Raw genomic sequence first — 22,193 nt, forward strand, 5'->3', positions numbered from 1 at the left:
TCCCACGATCGCCCGCGAGGGCTGACGGCTTCAGCTGAGACAGCGGTGGCGAAGGGTGGAACTGGTGGAGGAACCAGCGGCGTTCGGCGTGCAGTTGATGCGGCTGGCCGAGGTGCGTGGCATCGGCGTCAGCGCGTTGGCCCGCCGGGCATCCGTCGCCCACACCGAGATCACGTCGGTACTCAGGGGAAACGAGCCTGAGCCGTCACTGCTGCGTCGGCTCGCGCCCGCCCTGGACCTGCACCCCAGCGACCTGTTCGTTGTCGCCGGCCGGGAGGTACCCGACGACCTCGCCCCACTGGACCCGGCCGCCGCCAGCGCCGTCGGTTGGCTGGCCTGGGAGCTGACGTACCTGCCAAACGCCGCACCGGAGTTGCACCAACTCGTCCGGGCGATGCCGCAGCAGCCCCGCCCACCGGGGCCGCCGCCGTACCCTCGGTACCCGAGCGGCGCCGGCAGCCTGGTGCTGCGCCTGCTGCACAACCGCAACCTGAACTGGCTGGGTTCCGCCAAGTACCTGTTCGGCATAGGTCGCCGCGACATGCTGTCGGCGTCGACGATCGGCATGATCGGACACGGTAGGAAGGCTCTGACACCAGACCTGCTGGCCGGGTTCGCCGCCTTCCTCGACATCTCGCCACGCGACCTCAGCGCGCTGACCGGCATCGAGCTGACGAGTGCCGGTCGGCCGGTCCACCCAGACGCGGCCGAGGTCGCCGCGCTGATCTGGAACGCCCGTCGCCTGACCGCCGACCAACTGCGGCAACTTGAAGACCGGGCACACGCCATGCGGCACGAACGCGCCGACGTACTCGAACCGCACCTACGATGCAGCTGTCCCGGACACACCTGAGACCAGGCCACCAAGCGCCCGCGACACCGCGCTGACAAGCCGGAGCGCGTACGGCGCGAGGGACAACGCGTCGTGCGTTGCGGAGCGTCACGGGTCTCCAGGACGCTTTCGTGTCGCGGAGTACCGCCGGTCAGCGGTACGGTCCGGCAGTGCTTGCCGGCGCCCCGCGAGTCGTCCCGCCTCGAAGCCCTCGTCCGTAAGCAACTTGGGCTCCTAGGGACCGAGCGCGGTGGTGGTGGTGGTGGTGGTGAGCCCCAGCCTACGAGCGCGCTCGCGGCAGGCCCGAACGTAGTCCGTCAACGCCGTCACCTCACCGCGCCGGTTGCCCCCAGGAATCGCGGCCACCACATCTACCTGTTTGAGGCGATGAGCACCACCACGATGGACAACCGCCAACGTCCGCCGTCACGCCACCCGTCCAGCGCAGCCGCAGCAGTCCAACCGCTCCCGAGCACCCACCGAGCACCGGGCCACCGACGGGAAACGAAAAAGGCTCCGACCCGGGTGAAACACCAGGTCAGAGCCTTGCTGCTGGTGCGCCGCCAGGGACTCGAACCCCGAACCCGCGGATTGAGAGTAGACGGACAACGTGCGATGACGTCCACTCCGGCCGACTGAGTCCACCTGTTCGCGGTCACGCCTCGACTTCGGCCGGTTGGCGTCCCGCCCAGTCCGTCGAAAGCTGGTCCGTCCATCGCGCCGGAGCACCCGGTCATGAGCCAATTCGTCGACGATGCCTGCTCAGGGCTTGGCGCGGACCTGACTCCAGAAAGCGGTGACGTTGTCATTGTCCGGGCCTTCTGCCCGGATCGTCGTGGGAGGCACCTTGAACCGGACCTTGGCCTTCGCTGGTCCGGCCGACGTGATCGGTACGAGATCCGCCAAGCCCGCGTTGACCAGCAACCGGACGAAATCCCTCCATACGTCGAGGCCATGGCGATGTTGCCAGCCGGACTGCTCCTCGGCGCTGCGGTAGTCCGATTCGTAGACCACGATCGAGTCCGCCCGGCTGATGACACGGGACAGGAAGACGTCGACGTGGTTGGCGAACTGGCTGTCCGGACGGCTCTCAGCCACCCGTTGCAGCGGTACACCGAGCCGGGTCAACTCGCGCGAGATATCCGCCGTCCCCTCGCAAAAAGACTGCGGGGTGATCAGAAGCGTTATCCGTTCCGGATCCAGTCCGGTCACATGTCCCAGCCGCATCAAGGTCCTCACCCGAAGGGTCTCGATGTCGCAGTCGTCGAAGTTGATATACGGTGTCAACGGCAGAATCAGTTCGTTGATGGCGCAATGGGCGAAGGTCAGTTGCCCGCATGTCACGTCCGAAAGATCCAGCACGTCGAACTCGACGTCGTGGATCCGCACCGAACCGAGGCGACGAAGCACCCGGGCCACCTCAGCCCAGAGAGAACCGAGGTTCTTGCGGAAAGTCTGCTGCCGCTCCGGCGACACGTGCCGGATCTGACCCATCTCGGTGATCATAAGGTCAGGGATGGTTTCGGCGCTGTACCGGACCACATGCGTGACAGTCGCGGCTCGCCATTCCACGCTGGCCAGAACGTCATGGAACTCGACATGTTTATCGTTGCGAATCATCTCCAAAATTGCGTTCGCGAGGAACTGGTCGTAGAAGAGCTCGTGTTGGAAGGTGAAGCGCTTCTCGGTGGATCTGCTGTTCCCGGCGAACGCGACACCGCAAAGAACCGATAGACGGTTCGTCAGGCCGCGGCGCACCTCGAGATCCTCGCTATTGATCGCCAGCGAGGCGGCAAACCGAAGTTCCTCGACGGACACCTCGCGCTCCCGCTGGTCGGCCATCAGCTGGGCCAGATACTCGAACATGCGCTCCAACTCCATATTGGTCAGGAGTGGTCTGCTGCCTGGGGTAGTGAGTTTCGCGATCTCCCGGTTGATGTACTGATCGATGAGACGCTGCGGCAGGGGCCGGCCGGTAGCGGCCTCGACGTCTCGGTTGGTCGCACGCCTGCGTACATCCTCGAGGAAGACTCTGGCGAAGAAGGGCAGACCTAGCAGATCGCGGTCCTGTTCGCTCAGGACCGCGGTCTCCCGTTCCGGCACGCCATTAATCTGCAGAAAGCGCGCTGCCAGGGACTTGTCCCAGCGTTGGATCTCGGCCACCTGGTGCCGGACAGCGAGGCGCTGTGAACCGTCAGCCCGCTGAATGCTGGACCGGTACTGGTTCAGGTAGTAAGAGGAGCGCGCAGAAACGATGATCACTCCGCGGCCGCCGAGATCCTCGATCCAGGGCCTCAAGGATCCCAGCGCGTCGTCGTAACCGACGCCGCCGAGCAACTCGTCGAATCCGTCGACAAAGAGTGCCATGAGGCCATTGCGGCACAACGCCCGAACTGCGGCCTCGGTGAGGTTTCGGGTCGCCGTGACCGCCGCGTCCACCACCATCGGTAGTGTAGCCAGAACATGCCCGGCCGACGACACGTAGAGGAAGAGCGGGCCCTCCGGGCTCTTGCCCTCCTCGATCTGACTGGCGCGGTCGAGTGCCGCTTTGAGGAGAACCCGGGTCTTGCCGATGCCGGCCTCACCAGTAACGAAGTAGACTTGAGTGTGGGTTCCTCGTGACTCGACGCTGGTGTCGATCTGAGTGAGGAGCTGGTCGAAGGACTGCATGTCACTGCTCTCGGCCGCCGGTTGACCGGAGAGATCTCTTATCCGGATTCTCGACTCCACTGGGTTCGGCGGCATCGCAGCCCAGCCGAGCGCGGTCTGTTCCTCAGTAACCAACTGCTGGTAGAGCTCGACAAGCTGCTGCCGGATCCTGCGAGCCACCACGGTCAGGTTCGCCAACTGCCGGAGGAAGTGTGAGTACGGCTGCCACTGTGTACCATCTTTCCACTGCCGCGCCTCGTCCGGGCCCAACCGGAATCTGTCGATGCGATCCTCGGTTCCCTCACTGGTTGCGCGTTTCCAGAAAAATGCGACACCACCGGCTATTTCATCGTGGTAGGGATCGAAGTCCCGGTCACGAAAACCGGCTAGGTCGGCACGCACGTCCGAAATGAAGGCGGCGAACGCGCGGTCGCCGTTCTTCGCCTCGATGGACTGGCCTATGGCATGCACCAGCTCCTCGTCGGCCAGATTGAACCGGACCGGCGCGTATTCGCCGGGCCGAATATAGACCGGCTGAAGTCCGGTGAACTGGGCGAGGAGACACCAGCTTCCGATGTTGTCGGAGAGCACGAACGGCCACAGCGGAAGGGAGCCGTCCGGCCAGGCGAGCGTCACTCCGAACATGCTGTCGCCGGTGCGCGTCCCCTGCCTCATCTCCGCGTCGGCCAGCATCGCGTGAACGGCCTCGGTGACCTCGGAGATAACTCGCTTGACATGTTTTGCCAGTGCCGAACGATCCGGCTCATGGGGGACGGGGCCCCCGTGACTCAGGTGGTTCCGCAGCTTCAGGAGGCTTGTCAGCCCGGAGTCGTTGGGCCAGTGGGAGTCGAGCGCGCCGAGGACTCGGTTCACGGCACCAGTGACAATGCGCACGGCCGGGGTGCTCGGCAGGTTCGGCGCGAGCGAGAGGAAGCGGCGCAGATAGCTTGTCCAGCTTCCGAAGCCTGGAGCACGGCCCAGGTTCACCGCCTCTGGGTCGTTCTGCCGCAGGCAACCGGCGACGCATAGGGTCAGGAACCGTAGTTCGAAGTCGACCTGAGCGATGTTCTCGTAGAGGGTAGAGGGCTCCGGGGCTTCGCGATACGTCTGCTCGGTCTTCCGATACTGGTCGATCGCCCGCACGCGACATCCCCTCCGATAGCCGTAACCTGACAAACGGTGAGGATACTCAGGAGTTCCTTGCCCGGCATCGGTTGAAGTGTCTGAAGTTCGTCGCGGACGCACTGCACACGCAGACCGGCCACGTGAACAAGATCGCCAAGCGCGGCACGGCGGCCATCTACTGATCCCGGTCAAGGCCAACCAGCCGACCTTGCACGCCCAGCTCAAGACCCCGTCCTAGGCGCAGACCCCGGTAGGCCACCAATCCCCGACCGTGGCCACGGCCGCCACGAGACCCGCACCGTCAAGGCAGTCTCCATGAACATCCCGGCGGCATTCTTTTTCCGCACGCCCGCCAAGCCGTCCGGATCACCCGCACCCGCACCACCGCGGCAAGACCAGCCGCGATACCGCCTACCTCACCATCTCGCTACCCGCCGCCGACGCCACCCGCCGACCTGCAGGACTGAATCCGCCGCGAGTGGCTCATCGAAAATCTCGTCCATCACGTGCGAGATGTGACGTTCGGGAAGACTTACATCAAGCCTGTACCGGCACCGGAACCACCGTCCTAAAGGACGTCTCGTAACTCGGTGAAAGCCTGGCCGGGCAACGGGTCGGCGTTCAGCCGGCAACGATGATGTTGTGGAGATGAGCGATGCCGGATGCGGTGTCGGTCAATGTGCTGGCGGCACGCCGGTAGTCGCGCAGGATCTTGAAAGTCTTCATGCGGGCCAGGGTGTGTTCGACCTGGGCTCGGACGGTGCGGTGATGGTTGTTCAGGTCCGCCTTCCACTCGGGTAGCTCGCTGCCGTCGGCGGGCTTGCGGTACGGGATGATCACCTCGGGGTTGCCGCGGTGGGCGCCGTCGGCCATGACCGGCCGTCCGGCCAACTTCTGGTCGATACCCGAGCTGCGGTAGACGATCGTGTCGTTGCGGTTACCGGGTTGCGGATCACCGAGGGCGACGACGAGGCGGGTGTGGGCGTCGATGGCGACCTGCAGGTTGATGCTGTAGCGGTAGTTCTTGCTCGGGGCGGCCAGGCGGTGGTCCCGGGTCGGCACGAGAGTGCCGTCGACGATGGTGATCTGCTCGACCCGACGCCGACGCCCCGGCGTCAGAGCGAGCAGGGGGCCGACGGTGTCGATGACCCGATGCGCGGCGGAGTGCGACACCCCGAACAGCGGGCCGATCTGCCGCATTGTCAGGTTCGTGCGCCAGTACGCCGCCACCAGCAACACCCGGTCGGCGAGGTCGAGAGACCACTGCCGGCCCGGCCGACCGTCAGCGATGGCGTCACCGCCACGCTCGGCGACCAGCCCGACGAGGCGGCGGAACTGGGCGGGCTGCAGCCCAGTGAACGGGAAGATCCACTCCGGGCGGGCTGCCGAGATCACCTGCACCACGACATGATCCACCATGGACCAGCGGACGAGTTACGAGACGTCCTTTAGTAGTGCTTTGTCATGATCGGGGTTGGTCTCGGGGTTTTCGTCTGGTGGGGAAGCGGGTTTTGCAGGTGGGGCAGGCGCCGGCCAGGCGGACGAGGTGGGCTTGTAGTTCGCGGAGTACGGCGTAGAGGGTCAGGCCGGCGCGGGGGCTTTTGGGTCGAGGCGTTGCAGGGTGCAGAAGGCGTGAGCGGCGGAGACGAGGGTGACGTGGTGGTGCCAGCCTTGCCAGGTGCGGCCCTCGTAGTGGTCCAGGCCGAGTCCGGTCTTCAGTTCGCGGTAGTCGTGCTCGATGCGCCACCGGAGTTTCGCCCACCGGATGAGGGTGCGTTTCGTCGTGGTGGCCGGCAGGTTCGACAGCCAGTACTTGGTGGGTTCCGAGCGGTCGGCCGGCCATTCGGCGATCAGCCACGCCTCGGGCAGGTCGCGGTCGCGGTGGGCGGCCCGCAGGACCCGACCGGCCGGACGGACGCGGAGGAACACGAACCGGGAACGCATCTTCACCGGCTTGCCCGCACGGGTGCGGGAACCGTCCCGCCAGGCGATCGTCCGGGCTGCGTCGGGGCCGACGGATGCGATCAGGTCCCTGACCGAGACGGCCGGCTCCCGGTAGCGCTGTTTCGGTCGCTGTCCCACCCCACGGTACGGCGGTGCGGTCCGCACCGCCGTCTGCGGATACACACTGATCGTGGTGGCCACCTGCACCACATAGGACAGGCCCCGCTCGGTCAGACCGAGGCGGAACTCGCCGCTGTCGCCGTACCCGGCGTCGGCCACGATCAACGGCGCCGTCAGACCCCACCCGGTCACCTCATCGATCATGTCCAGCCCGAGGCGCCACTTCTCCCGGTGCCCGACATCGTCGGGGATCTGCGCTCGGGCGCGTCGCCGCTCGACATCGTCGGTGGCCTCGGGTGAGGCGGGATCCCACGACCCGGGCAGGAACAGCCGCCAGTCCACCGGACACGACGCAACATCGGTGACCAGGTTCAGACTCACCCCGATCTGGCAGTTGGTGACCTTCCCCGCCGTGCCGGTGTACTGCCGGGCCACCCCCGGCGACGCCGATCCGCACTTGAGCCACCCGGTGTCGTCCAAAGCCCACGCCGCCGGCCCGATCGCCGCGTCCATCCGCCGGGCCAGACGGCGGCGCACCGGCTCCACCGCCCACGGACTGTTCGTCACGAAATGGTTCAACGCCTGATCGTGCACACCCACCAGCCGGCCCGCCATCGGCTGCACCGACTTACGCCGCCCGTCCAGCATCAGCCCTTGCAGATACTGCCCCGCACGGTCGCTGTCGTTGTCGGCCAAAGGCTTGACGCACGGCGAGATCGCCGCCCATCTGGCCGAGGTGTACGGGGCTGAGATGTCGAAGCAGACCATCTCCACCATCACCGACAAGGTGATGGACGGCATGGTCGAGTGGCAGAACCGGCCCCTCGACCCGGTGTATCCGGTCGTGTTCATCGACGCCATCAACGTCAAGGTCAGGGACGGTCAGGTCGCGAACCGGCCGATCTACCTGGTCATGGCAGTCACCGTCGACGGCCACCGGGACATCCTCGGGATCTGGGCCGGTGACGGCGGCGAAGGCGCGAAGCACTGGCTGCACGTGCTCACCGAACTGAAGAACCGCGGCGTCGCCGACGTCCTGATGCTCATCTGCGACGGGCTCAAGGGTCTACCCGAGGCAGTGGAGACGGTCTGGCCGCGCACCATCGTGCAGACCTGTGTCGTGCACCTGCTACGTAACTCGTTCCGGTACGCGGCCCGGCAGGACTGGGACAAGATCGCCAAAGCGCTCAAGCCGGTCTACACCGCGGCCACGGAGGACGCCGCGGCCGAGCGGTTCCTGGAGTTCGCCGAGACCTGGGGCAAGAAGTATCCGGCGATCGTGAAGCTGTGGGAGAACGCCTGGGCCGAGTTCGTGCCGTTCCTCGCCTTCGACGTCGAGATCCGCAAGGTCATCTGCTCCACCAACGCGATCGAGTCCGTCAACGCGCGCATCCGCAAGGCCGTCCGGGCTCGTGGGCACTTCCCGAACGAACAGGCCGCCCTCAAGTGCGTGTATATGGCGTTGATGAGCCTCGACCCGACCGGCACCGGCCGCCGACGCTGGACCATGCGCTGGAAGGCACCCCTGAACGCCTTCCAGATCGCCTTCGAGGGCCGGCTCACCCCGGCCAACCACTGACCACCTCAACCAAGATCAGCCGTTAACTTGACACTCCCGTAGCCGCCCACAACTCGGCAGCGGTGAAAGCTGCTTTGAGGTCCGGATCTGTCTCGGTGGCCGCTGCCTGTGCAGCGGCCGCGCGAGCGCTGTTGAGCTCGTCGGACACGCCGTTCGAGAAGCTCCACGAGCGGAGCGTCATGGCGCCCGAGATGTCGGCGAGCACTCGCGTCGCCATGTTGCCGTTCAGCAGGCGCGCCCTGACAAGTATGGTCCTGGCCAGGTCGGGGTGGTGCAGAGGCCACGCGCCGACCTCTCGGAGCGCCGACACCGTGTCCTCGAGCGCGGCACCGTCGAGCTCATCGACGGCTGCGGCGAAATGTTGGGCCTGAGTGGTCGTCATGCCACCCCCCATAGCGATCGCGACGACAATCGATGCGTTCGCGGCTTCGCCGTGATGAGCGCGGTCGACCACCCAGTACGCGAGCGCCTCGGCGTTTCGGTCGAAGGCGTCCGCGAAGCCATCGGCGTCTGTCGGCAAGCGGCCGCCGTCGCCGTGCAGGTTCTGGAGGTGGTTAAGGACCAGGCGTGGGTAAGTGAGTGCTATGCCGGCGGCGATCTGCTGGACGGTGTAGTCGTCCCAGTCTGCGTGGTTGATCAGGTCGAGGATCGCCGAGGCGTCTTCGTCGCTCTGGGTCTGGCCCCAGCTGAGCCCGTCGTAGCCGCATGCGCTCTGCAGTGCATTCGTCAGCGCGTGCGGTGAGGCTTGTTCGCTGAGCAGAAGGTGGACCGTCGCGGCGGGCGCGGTAGCGAGCAACTTGTGGCTGCCCATGATGAAGCGGTTGCGTAGCTCGGGCTCGGCTTCCGCTATGCCCTCGCGGTGGATCTGCTCGAAGGGTGCCCCCCGGTCCGTCCAGGTATACGTGGCGAAGGCGTTGCCGATGGCTAGACGAACGTCCGTGCGGTAGCTCGAAGCGTCAGCCAGCCAAGCGAGTAAACCGGTCGCGTCGTAGTCGGCCCAGGCATCCAGCAGCTGATGCAGACTCTGGTCGAGGACAGACGCAGGTCCGTCGGCGATCTCCCGAACCACGTGAGGGATGAGATCGGATCTCTGCTTGGCGAACGCCCGCCAGAGAGCCCACAGCGTAGGTGGCCTAGGTGCGGCCAGCTCGACCTCTACCGCGGAGGTGCGGAGCGTTCGTACCAACTCAGGGATGCTGTCGGACGCCAGTCGCGTGACGACCTGCGCGACTGCGCGCTCATGCATCGCCGCCCGCTCCTCGATCCTGACTCGGCGCTGCTCGCTGTGTTCTGCGTCGATCTCGTCCTGAGGCATGCCAGCTTCACGGGCGGCTCGCGCTGCTTCCGCTGCCCGAAGCTCGTCGAGCGTTGCAACCGTCATTCCGCGCCGGGCCGGGAAGCCTCGGAACGTGCTCAGGAGGACCTCTGCCAGGTCGTCGTCCCGGTTGTCAAGCAACGTCACGAGACTCAGAGCAGCATGGCGAACACGTACCGATCGCGCGTGCTCGGCTGTCCAACCGATCTCGTGGCGGATCAGTCGGCGGATCACGGCGCTGCCGGTGCAAACAGCCGCCGTCTCCACAGTCGTCAGCGTGGCGAGATCGTCCTCTTCCCAATCGAGGACTTCTTCCATGGTCACTTCCCGGTTGGGCGGACCTGTCGGTTGACGGACCGCTGTGCCGAGGAGGCGAACAGCCTCCCCGGCTCGGCGCAGGTCGGTCCCGCTCGCTTGCCGGAGAAGCGTTGATCGGATCGCGTCTCGAATCGGTCGTGCCCATGTCGCCGACACGGCGTACGGACGGAGTGCAATGCGTCGGCGGGTCTCCGCGACGGTCCAGGTGCCATCCTTCGCGAGCAGGGGACGTAGCGCGAACATCGGCGTCGCGTGCTGCGGGTCGGTCGCCTGGGCGAGCTGCTTGTCGACCCACGCCACGATCCGGGGAGGGAACGACGGGTCCGGCATGTGGCCGATGCTCGTGAGCCGGTCCTCGATGACCCGGATAACATGGCCCGGGTACTGGTTCGGTGGCCGTGAGTCATCGCGGTACAGCGACCACAGCGCGTCGAGGACCGTCTCGAGCGTTTCTGGGGCGGTGGCGGCGCACTGCCCGTACAACTCCGGCATGAGCCAGAGAACGTCCCTTGAGCTCTCAGCTCGGTTGAAGAACGGGGGCGCGGCTGCAGCATCGTCGACTGTTTGGTCATGTTCCTGCAGTCGGACCCGGAGTTCCTCGAGCACTGTCAGGAACGGAACTGGCAGGGTGGTCGCCAAGTTGCGAAGCCCACGAAGCGCTCGATGCAACTCGACGGGTTCGGCACTGCGGAGCCGGTCCGCCACCGACTCCCAAATCGGCCCGATGACCGATGGCCCGTGCCGTCGAACGAGCCGCCAGTCGAGTTCCGCGAGCGTGGTCACGAGCCGGTCGTCGGAAGGGTTGCCGAAGGTCTCCCACAGCTGTTGGGCGAAGCCGGTCGCGTGGCGCCCGACCGCGGCTTCGGTCTCCAAGATTTCGTCCGCGAGCACGTCGGGGACTACGCGGGTCAGTCCGCCGCGCGTCACCAGGACACCGCGATCTTGCAAGCTCCGGCAGAGGCGCAGCAGGTCACCCATGTCCAAGTCGACAAATCGAGCGATGTCTGTGCGCAGTATGTCGTCGCTGTCGTCAATCGGGCCGAGAGCCGCGAAGACGGCGAGTGTTCGTCGCACAGTGCGGTTCGGTACGCCCTCCAGCTCACCGGTGGCAACCTCCTGGTACCTGGCGAGAACCTGCTGGCGAAGGGCGTTATCGGCCTTCAGGGGCGCTGTCAACCGGCCGCTACGGATCAGGTTGACGCCGATGACCGCCACGTGCGGCGAGTCAACGGCTTGGCCGGCGAAGTACTCCTGCGCCGCCAAGGTCAGGTCGAGCCCGTCGGCGATGCTGGTGACCAGCTTGCGTGCGTCCCGGCGGCTCAGCTCCTCGACCGGGATCGTCTCGACCTGAGCCGGCGCGAACCGGGCGTTGATAATCTCGGCCTGCACGGCGGCAACCCCGGACGTCCGAGAGCCGAGGACAACCTGCGTGCCCTCCGTCAGGCGCGCGTAGGTGAGCAGCGCTGCGAGGGCGGCTGGGTCGCGGTGTGCGTCGTCCACCAGCACGACGGCCGGCGTGTGCGGAAGTTCGTCGATTGCTGCTTGGTCCAGGCTGCGTCCCGGCGAAAGGCAGACGACCGGAACCTGAGCGTTGGCCTGCTCGAACTCTGCCAACGCTTCAGTGAGCAACCGCGTCTTGCCGCGGCCTCCGGGGCCGGCAACAACGATAACCGTCGGGAAGTCCGCTGATCGGTCGAGTACAGTCCGGAGCGCAGCAAGCTCGACGTCGCGTCCGATGCTGGGTCCACGGTCGTTGAGCGGCGCGTCCTCCTTCATACGATCCGCGACAAAGGTGTCGAGACTGAGAAATGCGTCGGTGCCGGGAACACCAAGAAGGAACTGTCGAGTCGGCCGGTCCCACGTCGCATCAAGGACGTCCCGTCGCTTATGCAAGGGAAGATCGTCCAACATGCGTCCGAGGGCACGCTGATCAAGTAGCTGCCACTTGGGGTGGTTCTTGATCTCCATCCTGGCGTCGCGCGATGCCTCCCCGGAGAACACCAGGTAGTACTCGTCAGCCTGAAAGGTGCAGACACGCACGACTTCCCGGACGTCTGCCAGCGTCAGCTTGTCGTATCGCTTGCACTGCCAAGCGGCGGTCTTTCCATCGCTGTATTCACCTTCGAAGTCGACGCCGTCCTGAGAGTCGCCTCGCCGACCCCAACGCTCCACCCGGATCACCCGACGAGCCGACCCCTGGCAGAATCTACTCGCACTGAGCAGGCGCTCGGTGAAGTCCTCGAACTCGTACTCTGAGAGGCTGGGTGTCGGGGGCAACCGCGGATTCTTCCCCGGCAGCGGGCCATCCGCGGGCATCGGCGCCCACCTCCACTCTGCGTGCATGGCTCTCGGACAAGATCGCTATCTCAGGCCCGTAGCAGGATATCCGTCATCGCTAACACGGCACCGTACTCGGTGGCGGTGCCCAGGTTCTTCGCGGTGGTCAGGACGTAGATCGGGGGAGACGCGAAGGTCCAGGCGCGGTGCCGAGCGGAAACTGCGCGACGACAGCGTCGACGTGGCCGGCCACTCATCACCAGGTTGACCAACCTCCTCTTTAGGCAGTACAACTACGTCGTGCGATGCGGAAAGGACGACGAGTAGCCACCCTGACCCTGGTTGGTTCTGCTGGATCTGGTGGCCAGATACATACGGCCCGCGTGCCGGCGAGGAAGTCCCGTCGTTTTTAGCTAGGGGGTTCGAATCCCTTCACCCCGCACCACTCAGCCGTTGAAGGCATTGTGCTGGACGTTGTGGTCGCCGATCTGTACGCCCCGGACATTCTCCAGCCGGACGTTGCGCGCGGCCGGGTTCGGTGATCGGACGGCCCGCCGGTCCAGCAAGGCGTAGAGGACCTCGGCCGAGGCACGGGCCGCGAACCGCTTGTAGCGGTCGTCCTTGGCCGGGTCGGCGTGATCCATGACGCCCTTGACCACCAGCCAGTCCGGTACGCCCTGGGTCTCGGCCACCGTGGCGATGGTCGCGGCCTCCATGTCCAGGCCGGTGACGGTGCGTACGCCCATCGCCGACAGCCGCGCCCAGGCCTCGCCATCCTTGGCCACGTAGCTCCCACTGGCCATGGGCGCCACCGCCACCGCGAACGGCAGCTTCGCGGGCCCGTGCACATCGTCGTAGCGGGCGCGCTCGATGAACGTGCGGCCCTCCTCGGTCAGCACCCACTTCACCCCAGGCCGGACGATGTGCCCCCTGGCCTCGATCGCCTCCGGCCGTTGCGGCCACGTGCCCGGTGGGAAGTAGCGTTCGAACGCCGGGTGCTTCACCGGGTCCTGATCGAGGAGCAGCCGCTCCAGCAGCCAGAGGGCGGCCTCCTCCTCGGTTGCGGGGCCGTAGCTGGGCAGCCCGCTCGGAGCATTCAGCTCCTGCGCGGCGCGGATCCACTTCTGGTCGAGCTGGTACTGCCGGTGGTCGCCGACGAAGCCGTCCGTGGTCTGCTTGCCCTCGTCGTACTCGTACGTCATCTCGGCCACCACCACATCGCCCAGCGCGACCTGGCCCGGATTGCCCGCGCACACGCCGGGCATGGTCAGGCAGCCCGGACGTAGCCGGTCGACCAGCGCGGTGGCCGCGACCCCAGTCGGGCGGCCGCTCATCCGGACCGGCCGGGCGAGCGCCACCGACAACCGCCGGCCGTCGGAGCATCGGTACTCGCCCCGCAGGTACGGATGCGGGTCGTCCTCGTCGCAGAGTGTCCAGTCCTCGATGCCGGCCTTGGCGGCCTCGTGCTCCAGCGGGATCGCCGCGACGATCAGAACGTCCACAGGGTTCATGTCATCTCCATCGTCACCACTCGATTCCGCGTCGCCAGACCTCGGCGTCGTGGTCATGCTTGCGGCTCTCCCGCTCGTACGTGCCGGCCAACTGCCGGAGGATCCGCTGCGATCGAGGCCATCCCTCGGCCTGACGTTCGTACTCCCGAAAACGCTCGACCAGCGTCCGTTCCTGAGCGCCGCCGTCCCGGAGACCACGCATCGTCACCCCGCGCCGGTTGTAGAGGCCGCCCCAGAGGCCACTGTCCATCGCGTCACTGTCGGCGTCCTCCAGCACCTCGCGTACGGCCAGAGGTGGCACCGAGCCGTCCTCGTCCGGCTCGGCGAAAGCGAGGACGGCGCCGATCTTCCCGTCGGCCAGGCGCAGCCGGCCGGAGGCCGACAACCGTCGTCTTGCCTCCTCGACCCAGGCCGCGAGGGCCTTGGCGTCGATGGTCCCGTCCGGGCCAGTGCCCGGGCAGCGGCGCCACGAACGCAGGACCCGGAAGATGGCGCGGATCCGGGCGACTTGGTCCGGGTCGTCGACAGTCTCGTCGGAGCCCTCAGCGCGGAAGGCGGTCTCGACAAGCTCGGCGAAGAAGGCCGGGTCCTCGGCGAGGCGGGCATGGATCGTCGGCGTACGGGCGTCGTAGCGCAGGAGCGGGACGAGGTTCAGCTCGATCTCGGTCACCCGATGCGGCCCGAGCGCGTCCCGGTGACGTTCGAGCAGTTCGACGACGATCTGCAGGTCGTATCCGGAAAGCCGGCGGGGCTCCTCCGCCGACCGGACGAATCCCTCGCAGGCGGTGGCCGCCTCGACGGCGACCTCGCGCGTGTCGACCTGTTCGGCGTACATCGCGATCAGATCCAGGGCCGCCGTGAACCGGCCCACGCTGATCAGGCCGGCCGCCGCCTTCGCGACACCGGTGAACCCCGGGCCGAGGCCGTTGACCGCAAACTCGCGCCAGTAGACGGCGGCCTCCTCTGGGCCGGGATCGGTATTCTCCGGATCGCGCCGCGCCAGCAGCAGCCTCGCCCGCGCAGTCGGATCCGAGGTGCGGTCGAGGTAGTCGGTGCCGCGCCGGATCCGCAGCGCGAAGTACTCGAACGCGATGTCTGGCCGGCTCGCCGGGCGGTCCTCGGACAGCCAGGTCAGCAGCACGTCGTCGTGCTCGGTGGACGGCGACTGGGCGAGGGCGGCCCCGATCAGGTCGCCGTTCCCGGTCCGGTCAGCCAGCGCCACCAGCGCGTCGAGACCGCCAGAGGCCAGGATCCGCGCCACCGCCTCGGCCCGCAGCCGGGACAGCTCAGTGAAGTACTCCGCGCTGGACCGCCTCCTCGTGACGCCCTCCGGCTGGGGCCACCGGTCGCCGAACAGCCAGAACGTCTGGTCGGCCGGTTGCGACGGCGCGAGCGCGTCGGCGGCCCGCCGGAACGGCGCGAGTTCGTCGGCCGACATCGCCCACGGCGCGTCGCCGACGTCCGTGTGCAGGGCGATCAGTTCGCGGAGCGCCTCGGACAGACACCGCCGCATCTCCTCGTCGTCGACCGAACCGGACAGGGACATCAGCCGCTCCACGAAGCCGGAGCGCTGGTCGTCGGGCAGGTTGTCGGACAACGGGATGAGGGCGAGGAAGCGTTCCGGATCGTCGTCGAGGTCGTCCAGGGCCAGGCCGGCGACGTCCCGGAAGGCGGCGTAGGTCTCGGCCGGCGGCGGTACCCCCGGTATCGGCCAGTCCCGCAGGAGCGGCGTCGGGTGGAGCGTACCGATGGTTCCGTGCCGGGCCGATTGGAGCAGGTCGAGCAGCAGCGTCCGGGCGACCTCGGGCTGGTCGCGGAGCATCCGCTTCAGGGCGCGCAGCCGGACCGGTCGGGGTGCGTTGGTCTGGGGCCGTGTGACCTCGAAGATCTCGGCAAGCGATGCGCCCGGCCGGTCCGGCTGATTGCTGCCCGGATCGGCCGCGGCCATCCGGGCCAGAGCCTCGACCGCACCGCCGAAATGCTCGGTCGGCCAGGCGAGGAGCTCCAGGGCCGCCCGGGAGGAGGCGCAGCCGGTCCCCACAGCGTCGAGGAACGCGGTAGGGGATGCCTCGGCCAGATACGTCAGCACGTCCGCAAGGGAGACGTTCGCCTGGCTCATAACCTCGCGCACCACCCGATGCACGAGGTCGGCCGAACCATCGCGGACCGCAAGGACGACCAGCGACTCCGCGATGCCGCGCCGGATCGCCACCGACCCGCCGTGCGTGGTGAGGACGCGGACCGCCAGGCCGGCGAATGCCGCCCGGTCCTCCTCAGTGAAGCTGGGCGCCAGCAGGACGATGCTGTCCTCGGGCGCCTGCACGTACCACCGCTGACCCAGGTGCCCGAGCAGGGCCATGTCCGGGTCCGCGGCCGCCTGAGCGGCCATCTCGGCCATCTCGGCGTTATCCACCCCGGTGAACTCACTGACGATCGCCCGATCGCCGTCGTGATCGCCGTGCCAGCCGCCCAGCAGCGCCAGCCGGCGAAGGCGGACATCGGCCGACCGGGCCCAGGGCGGGAACGCGAACAAGCGGTGTTTGGCCAGAGCCCGCCACAGCTGGCCCAGCCCACGCCGGGCCAGGACGCCGAGGGACCGGGCCCGGTCCGGCTCGATCGGGACGGACAGGTGCCTCTCGACCTGCTCCTCGTCGAGCGCGGGCACCTTCACGGCCGGGTTCGGCACGAGCTTGCCGTACACCAGGATGGTGTGCGGGCGCCGGAGCGGGATCTCGTTCAGCGGCAGGCTAGTCGGCACGGCCAGGATCCCCGGCTCCTGCGCCGCCAGGTGGGCGCGGAGGGCCGCCTGATCGTCGATCAGCAGCGTGCGATTGCCCAGCGGCGTGCCGTTCAGGGCCGCCGCGATGAACGCCTTCAGCTCCAGCGCGCCTAGCTCGCCCCCGACCTCGACGACGGCCGGGCCGCTGTCGAGCGCGGCGCGCAGGGCGGCGGCCTGCTCCTGGCGCCCGGCCAGCACGATCTCCGCGCCGAGGGGAGGGTCGGTCAACGACAACCATGTGTCGTTCCACCACTCCGTCAGCGGCACGCCGGGCGTGGCAAGCCCGTAGTAGTGGTTGTGCTGAGTGTTGCCGTCGCCGACCTGTACGCCGGAGCTGTTGCTGATCATCGGATCCGATTGTCCCGGGCGCGGGTTGGCGTGGCGGTGGAACCCCGGGGTGTTGACCGGGCAATGAAGGCCATCATTATACCTCGGGTGGCCGGCGTCCAAGCACGGCCACCGGTGTGGTCCTGGCCAGCATCGACGTGGACGGCAAACCATCGAGATCACCTGGTTCGCACCGCTGCTCGACCAGATCAACGACCTACGCGACACCGTGATCACCGCTGACGCCCTGCACTGCCAACGCGAGCACGTCACCTACCTCGCCAAGCGCGGCGCCCACTGGATCCTGACGGTCAAAGGCAACCAGCCCCACCTGCACGCCCGGCTCACCGCACTGCCCTGGCGGGCCGTTCCCGACGCCACCCGCGACACCGACCCGCGGACACGGCCGCCGCGAGATCCGCAGCCTGAAGATCCTCACCGTCTCCACCGGCATCGACTTCCCACACGTCGCCCAAGCCATCCAGATCCGCCGCCGCAGACGTCGCCTCGACCAGCCGAACGCTTTACCACCGAGACCATCTACGCCGTCACGGACCTCCGCGTCCACCAGGCCAAACCAGCACAACTGGCCGGCGGGGTCCGCGGCTACTGGGCCATCAAGAAACTACTGGGTTCGCGACGTTACCTACGACGAAGACCGCAGCCAGATCCGCACCGGCACCGGCACCGGCACCGGCACCGAAGTCATGGCCGCACTGCGCAACGCCGCGATCGGTGCCCTGCGCCTGAAGGGGGTCACCAACATCGTCCCCGCCAAGCGACATCCCGCCCGCGACAGCACCCGCCCGCTGGCACTACTCGGCATCACGTGACGACTTTGCCGGAGCCCTGCCCGGCCACCCGATAGCCACAAGGCCTTCTGTCTAAATAGGACAAAACTCTACGGCGATGAGGTAACGCTCCTTACCCGGGCACCTTTCGAAGAGTGATGACCCCACGGTGGTAGAAGCTGTCGGGAACGCAATGCGGACGCTCTGGGCAGATGAGACAGCCCGTGCGGAGGTACACAGGACGCTCGAAAGGTGGCTGAGGTCGACCGGTGCCCCCCCGTCAGAGGCCGGTTCGAGGACTTTTGATTTGATCTATGCTTTGCGTCCGGTTGAGGGTCCTTCAGCGGGTTCGCCACGGATAGCGGTCTCTCGATGTCGGGGAATGTGAATCCTGGTCGTGACCGTCGGGCGGTAGTGGCGTTAGGCCGTTCATGGGTGATCGGAAGCCGTACCCCAGCGATGTCACCGACGCGCAGTGGGCGTTGATCGGGCCGTTCCTGCGGGCGTGGAAGGCCAAGCGGGTCTCGGTCTCGGGGCATCAGGGTGACTACGACCTGCGGGAGATCGTGAACGCGATCCTCTACCAGAACCGGACCGGCTGTCAGTGGGCGTACCTGCCGCACGACCTGCCGCCGAAGTCCGCGACCTACTACTACTTCGCCCTGTGGCGGGACGACGGCACCGACCAGGCGATCCATGATCTGCTGCGCTGCCAGGCCAGGGAGAAGGCCGGCCGGACCGAGGATCCGACCGCGGTCGTGTTGGACAGCCAGTCGGTCCGGGCGGCGAACCATGTCCCGGCCGCCACGACCGGCAAGGACGCCGGCAAGAAGGTGTCCGGCCGCAAGCGCGCCCTGGCCGTGGACACCCTCGGTCTGGTCATCGCGGTCGTGGTGACCGCCGCCTCGGTCACCGACAACGCCATCGGCATCCGACTGCTCGACACAGTCGTCGAGCGCGCCCCGACGGTCACCCGGGCGTGGGTCGACGCCGGGTTCAAGCAGGACCTCGCGCTGCACGGCGCCGTCCTCGGGATCGACGTCGAGGTCGTCAAACGATCCGACACCCGACCCGGGTTCGTGCCAGTACGCAAGCGGTGGATCGTCGAGCAGACCTACGGCACGTTGATGCTGCACCGCCGGCTCGTGCGCGAGTACGAGAGCCGCCCAGAATCGGCCGTGTCACGAACGTTGTGGGCGTCGATGGTCACCATCGTGCGCCGGCTGACCGGCACCAGCACACCGTCCTGGCGACACCGGTGAACCTCACCGTGATCCTCGACCTGATCACCGCACGCGAAGCCACCGCCGATCAGGCCGCCGACCGGCTACGCGAGCAGATCACCGCCCTCACCGCCGACCTCGCCCGCATCGAGGGCGAGCTGGCTGACCTGAAGGTCACCCGCACCACGCTGCGCATCCTCACCGCCGCCGAGTTCACCGCCGATGACCCGACGATAGCCAGCGCCCCCTACCAGCAGATCCTGACGGTCCTCGACACCACGACCACCGGCATGCGGGCCAAGGACATCTGCCTCGCCCTCGGCGTCGACCCCATCCCGAAACACGTCGAGAGCGCCCGCGCGAAGCTCAAACGCATGGTCAAGCATCACGTCCTGACCGAGAACCAACCCGGAGTGTTCACCCTCACCCCGAAACGGACCTAACCCAACGAACCGGCCTCTCAGAGAGCCCCCTCAGGTCGGCGCTGTCGATCAGCAGATCCCACCAAGCGGTCGGCGGTCGCCAACCCGTGTCGAGGTCCGCAAGGAGGTCGAGCGCGACCTCCCACTCGTCGTGGTCGAGGTACTCGCGGACGTCCACCACCGTCACGCCGGCCTCGTTGACGAGATCAGCGGGGACCATGGCCGCAGCCCGGGCGAGCAGATCGGCAACATCCACCTGCGGATTATTCAACGTCGTGGCAGCATCAGCGCGACGCCTCTCACCGGCGCTCGGATCTGCCGCCCCGGGTGTGACAACCGTCGGGCGGCGCATTCGAGTCGGTCAGCTCACACGAGGCCGTCGAGGTAGCCGACGTCCGTGGAGCCCGACGCGACGCGGACCCGATACCCCCAACGCCGGAGGACCTGGGCGACCCTCACGGCGCCGGCCGGATTGGCGGAGTGGACGTTGATGACGCCGACGTCAAACGGGCACTTGTCGAAGGCAGCCCGTTCCAGAACCTCCACAACCGGCCAGATCGTGTCGTCCCCACCAAGGTCGTGATCCAGCCACAGCTCATCCAGGTGCCGGTCGCGATACCGATCGAGGAGTTCAACTCCGGCGGCGCTGGTGCGGGCCACCTCGGCGCCGCGGCCATCCACGAACGAACGAAGGTCATCGACCAGGATGATAGTTCGACGGGCATCCACGTGATGATGATGCCTGGCACTGTCATCATCTGACATCCGGATTTGCCGCGCGGCGCGCGCTAAGCAGTACCCCGCGAGGCTGCCGCAGGTGCCGTTGCGTGGGGCATCCGGTCCATCCGGTCCGTCCGGTCCCGGCCGCGATCCGCCCGGGACCTACGATGGCCTGGATGATCATTCCCGAACGGCGACCGGACGAAGCCCGGATCAACGAGGCCCTGCGGCTGCTCTCCGGCGTCCCGGTTGAACTCCGTGTCGCTGCCAGGCGGCTTGGCCGTGGTAGCGGTGTCTACGCCTGGTGGGCTGCTCCCTCGGTCTTTCCCGACCTCCCCGGGCTGCCGAATGAGAACGTCCCGTCGCTACGGCTGCTGTACCTCGGACGGGCGACCAGCCTGCGGGGGCGGATCCTGCGCAACCATCTGAGGCGTTCGGGCAGCTCGACTCTGCGCCGTACCCTGGCCGGGCTTCTGGTGGCCGAGGGCTACCGAACGGCCTGGACTGACCGTGTCGTCCTGGTCCCCGAGGACGAGGTGCGGCTGACCGCGTGGATGCACACGCACCTGCGCCTGACCTGGGCGGAGGACGCGGAACCGGCGACCATCGAGGCCGTACTCGTCCGGCGTATGCACCCGCCCCTCAACGTGCAGGGCGTCGACCCCGAGCATCTCCAGGCGGCCGTGGTCGCTGCCAAGAACGCATACAACACCAGCAGCCGCCCGGCCGAGCCGCCACGAACGCCCTAACTGGTTGCCCGCATGCGAACGGGTTCGGTTGCGCGCTCATGCCGCCGATCGGGCGTGGCGGTAAGGCTTGCGCGATCACGCGACTGGTGCGCATGCCGCGCAGACACCTTCCCGCTCACCTGGCCGACTTACATGTGGTGGTCCGGGGTGTCGAGGATCAGCAGGAACCGGGCTATGGCGTTGCTGTCGGCGAGTGTGAGCGTTTCGTCCAGGGCCGCTTGTGTGGCCATCGCTGGTGGCGGTGTAGACGTGTGGCGGTGTTCCCAGCCGGAAACCGTTGCGGGCTCCACCTCGAGGTGCCGGGCGAAGTCGTGGACGGTCATCCGGAGGGCCTCGCGTAACGCGCGGGTCTCCTGTCCGGTCCACCGGCCGACCACCACCATCCCGCACCCGCAGTCACCCGTCGCCGCTTGAGTGGCCCGGATGGCAGTCCGACCAGCGCGCCGCTGGCGTTCCTCGTCCCGCGCCTGAGCCCGCTGGGTGTGGAAGTCCCGTACCAGCGCGGCCATCTGGTCGAACGCGGCCAGCAACGCCCCTCGTGCGTCGACCGCCCGGTCGGCGTCCTGCCAGAACCGGCGAACGCTGGTGTCCCGGCCGATCTCCGCGTTGGCGACCGAACTGCGGGAGTAACAGATGCTCTTGGCGAGCTGCATCTGCGTCAGCCCCCGCTCGGCACGCCACGCGGCCAACCGCCGACCGAGGTCCCTGCGCGCCTCGGCCACCTGCTGCCCGGTGATCAGCCCTGGGAAACGCAGACCCGACGAATACCGGCCATCCACGGCCGGACGCGTGACCCGCACATTCGTCATCAGCGCCGCCGATCGGGAAGCCGGTACACCTGGCGAAGGCCAGCCGCAGTCGACGGCACACCGGATACAGCCGCGAGGCGGCCCCGCGCGACATCCGACGGAGTGATGAGCACTTCGACGGGCCCCGCGAGGACCGCGACAGCGCCCGTCGTGTCGTCGTGACGGACCAGCGCCGTGACAGTCTCGGCGTGAACGCTCACCGTCACCCGCACCGCCGCCGCTCGGGCCATGCTGACCGGACCGCCCGCCGTCCCTACCGATACCGAGCGGCCGGGATCGGCGCCGGGAGCGGGTGATGTCCAGCTACCTTCCGGACCTGGTTCCTCCGGGCTCACCTCAGGATCCTGGGCGTGTCCCTTGACGATGAAGAACCCGAGGTCGGCGTTGGTCGATTTGTGCAAGATCTCCCGCAAGGCCGTGCGATAGGGCTCGGACGGCCATCGGTGCTCCCCGCGTTCGAGCTTGCCGATGTAGCGGGCGTTTACGGCGCTGCGGCAGCCAGTGTGCGCGTGGGTGTGGGCGTTGACCGCGTCGGCCAGTTCCTGCCGGGACATCGGCCGCCCCGACCCGGACGGAGACCGCAGCGCCAGCCGCGCCGCGCGAAGCAGATTGTTCGGCCCTCGACGATAGGCCACGACGTCGTTCTCCTGATGTGGTCGCTTGCTCTCGTACACGGCAACCGCCTGAGGTGAAGATCGGCTTC

15 protein-coding genes and 2 pseudogenes are annotated in these 22,193 nt (G+C 67.4%); 7 read left to right on the forward strand and 10 right to left on the reverse strand.

Features of this window, described 5'->3' with window-relative positions:
• Positions 1 to 55 precede the first annotated feature (55 nt).
• A complete protein-coding gene (locus tag GA0070618_RS03575; RefSeq protein WP_231931589.1) occupies positions 56 to 853 on the forward strand; it encodes a helix-turn-helix domain-containing protein in 798 nt (265 codons plus the stop codon).
• 741 nt (positions 854 to 1,594) lie between these two features.
• On the opposite strand, the gene GA0070618_RS03585 is transcribed toward GA0070618_RS03575, so the two are convergent.
• The 3 genes from GA0070618_RS03585 to GA0070618_RS03600 all read right to left on the reverse strand — a co-directional run bounded on the left by GA0070618_RS03585 (position 1,595) and on the right by GA0070618_RS03600 (position 7,447).
• Positions 1,595 to 4,624, reverse strand: coding sequence for an NACHT domain-containing protein (locus GA0070618_RS03585; RefSeq protein ID WP_088980354.1), 3,030 nt, complete (start codon positions 4,622 to 4,624; stop codon positions 1,595 to 1,597).
• A gap of 603 nt (positions 4,625 to 5,227) precedes the next feature.
• Positions 5,228 to 6,007, reverse strand: a complete 780-nt coding sequence (locus tag GA0070618_RS03595) for a transposase family protein (protein WP_088985258.1) — start codon at positions 6,005 to 6,007, stop codon at positions 5,228 to 5,230.
• 180 nt (positions 6,008 to 6,187) lie between these two features.
• The gene (locus tag GA0070618_RS03600) at positions 6,188 to 7,447 is read right to left on the reverse strand and encodes an IS701 family transposase (RefSeq protein WP_231931590.1); all 1,260 of its coding nucleotides are present in this window, start codon (positions 7,445 to 7,447) and stop codon (positions 6,188 to 6,190) included.
• Between GA0070618_RS03600 and GA0070618_RS03605 the strand changes: the two are divergent.
• A pseudogene (locus tag GA0070618_RS03605) lies at positions 7,350 to 8,249 on the forward strand (IS256 family transposase); the annotation flags it as partial. The gene GA0070618_RS03600 and the pseudogene GA0070618_RS03605 overlap by 98 nt on opposite strands.
• 22 nt (positions 8,250 to 8,271) lie before the next feature.
• Here the strand turns inward: GA0070618_RS03605 and GA0070618_RS03610 are convergent.
• From GA0070618_RS03610 to GA0070618_RS03620, 3 genes are all read right to left on the reverse strand, one after another.
• Positions 8,272 to 12,198, reverse strand: coding sequence for a P-loop NTPase (locus GA0070618_RS03610; RefSeq protein WP_170107955.1), 3,927 nt, complete (start codon positions 12,196 to 12,198; stop codon positions 8,272 to 8,274).
• Positions 12,199 to 12,605: 407 nt separating this feature from the next.
• Positions 12,606 to 13,670, reverse strand: a complete 1,065-nt coding sequence (locus tag GA0070618_RS03615) for a 5'-methylthioadenosine/S-adenosylhomocysteine nucleosidase family protein (RefSeq protein ID WP_143740583.1) — start codon at positions 13,668 to 13,670, stop codon at positions 12,606 to 12,608.
• Between the two features lie 13 nt (positions 13,671 to 13,683).
• Positions 13,684 to 16,899, reverse strand: coding sequence for an RIP homotypic interaction motif-containing protein (locus GA0070618_RS03620; RefSeq protein WP_088980357.1), 3,216 nt, complete (start codon positions 16,897 to 16,899; stop codon positions 13,684 to 13,686).
• A 106-nt stretch (positions 16,900 to 17,005) separates the two neighbouring features.
• Between GA0070618_RS03620 and GA0070618_RS35295 the strand changes: the two are divergent.
• From GA0070618_RS35295 to GA0070618_RS03635, 4 genes and pseudogenes are all read left to right on the forward strand, one after another.
• A pseudogene (locus GA0070618_RS35295) lies at positions 17,006 to 17,101 on the forward strand (hypothetical protein); the annotation flags it as partial.
• 382 nt (positions 17,102 to 17,483) lie between these two features.
• On the forward strand, positions 17,484 to 17,609 hold the full coding sequence (locus GA0070618_RS35120; RefSeq protein WP_269148472.1) for a hypothetical protein: 126 nt from the start codon (positions 17,484 to 17,486) through the stop codon (positions 17,607 to 17,609).
• A 389-nt stretch (positions 17,610 to 17,998) separates the two neighbouring features.
• On the forward strand, positions 17,999 to 18,829 hold the full coding sequence (locus GA0070618_RS03630) for an IS5 family transposase (protein ID WP_088980358.1): 831 nt from the start codon (positions 17,999 to 18,001) through the stop codon (positions 18,827 to 18,829).
• Positions 18,826 to 19,233 (forward strand): hypothetical protein, encoded by a 408-nt coding sequence (locus GA0070618_RS03635; RefSeq protein WP_088980359.1) that lies wholly within the window; start codon positions 18,826 to 18,828, stop codon positions 19,231 to 19,233. The genes GA0070618_RS03630 and GA0070618_RS03635 overlap by 4 nt, the downstream gene beginning before the upstream one ends.
• Here the strand turns inward: GA0070618_RS03635 and GA0070618_RS03640 are convergent.
• Both GA0070618_RS03640 and GA0070618_RS03645 read right to left on the reverse strand, forming a co-directional pair.
• Positions 19,214 to 19,468: a hypothetical protein gene (locus GA0070618_RS03640; RefSeq protein WP_231931591.1), complete on the reverse strand. Its 255-nt coding sequence runs from the start codon at positions 19,466 to 19,468 to the stop codon at positions 19,214 to 19,216. The genes GA0070618_RS03635 and GA0070618_RS03640 overlap by 20 nt on opposite strands.
• A 110-nt stretch (positions 19,469 to 19,578) precedes the next feature.
• Positions 19,579 to 19,941 carry a cyclic-phosphate processing receiver domain-containing protein gene (locus tag GA0070618_RS03645; RefSeq protein ID WP_088980360.1) on the reverse strand — a complete coding sequence of 121 codons (363 nt, stop codon included), beginning with the start codon at positions 19,939 to 19,941 and terminating at the stop codon, positions 19,579 to 19,581.
• A 167-nt stretch (positions 19,942 to 20,108) separates the two neighbouring features.
• Between GA0070618_RS03645 and GA0070618_RS03650 the strand changes: the two genes are divergently transcribed.
• A complete protein-coding gene (locus tag GA0070618_RS03650) occupies positions 20,109 to 20,681 on the forward strand; it encodes a GIY-YIG nuclease family protein (RefSeq protein ID WP_088985260.1) in 573 nt (190 codons plus the stop codon).
• Between the two features lie 128 nt (positions 20,682 to 20,809).
• Here the strand turns inward: GA0070618_RS03650 and GA0070618_RS03655 are convergent, their stop codons facing one another.
• Entirely contained in the window at positions 20,810 to 21,490 is a 681-nt protein-coding gene (locus tag GA0070618_RS03655; protein ID WP_088980361.1) for a helix-turn-helix domain-containing protein, read from the reverse strand.
• Positions 21,490 to 22,164 (reverse strand): helix-turn-helix domain-containing protein, encoded by a 675-nt coding sequence (locus tag GA0070618_RS03660; RefSeq protein WP_143740217.1) that lies wholly within the window; start codon positions 22,162 to 22,164, stop codon positions 21,490 to 21,492. The genes GA0070618_RS03655 and GA0070618_RS03660 overlap by 1 nt, the downstream gene beginning before the upstream one ends.
• Positions 22,165 to 22,193: the final 29 nt, after the last annotated feature.

The sequence above is a fragment of the Micromonospora echinospora genome, assembly GCF_900091495.1.
Classification (GTDB): Bacteria; Actinomycetota; Actinomycetes; order Mycobacteriales; family Micromonosporaceae; genus Micromonospora; species Micromonospora echinospora.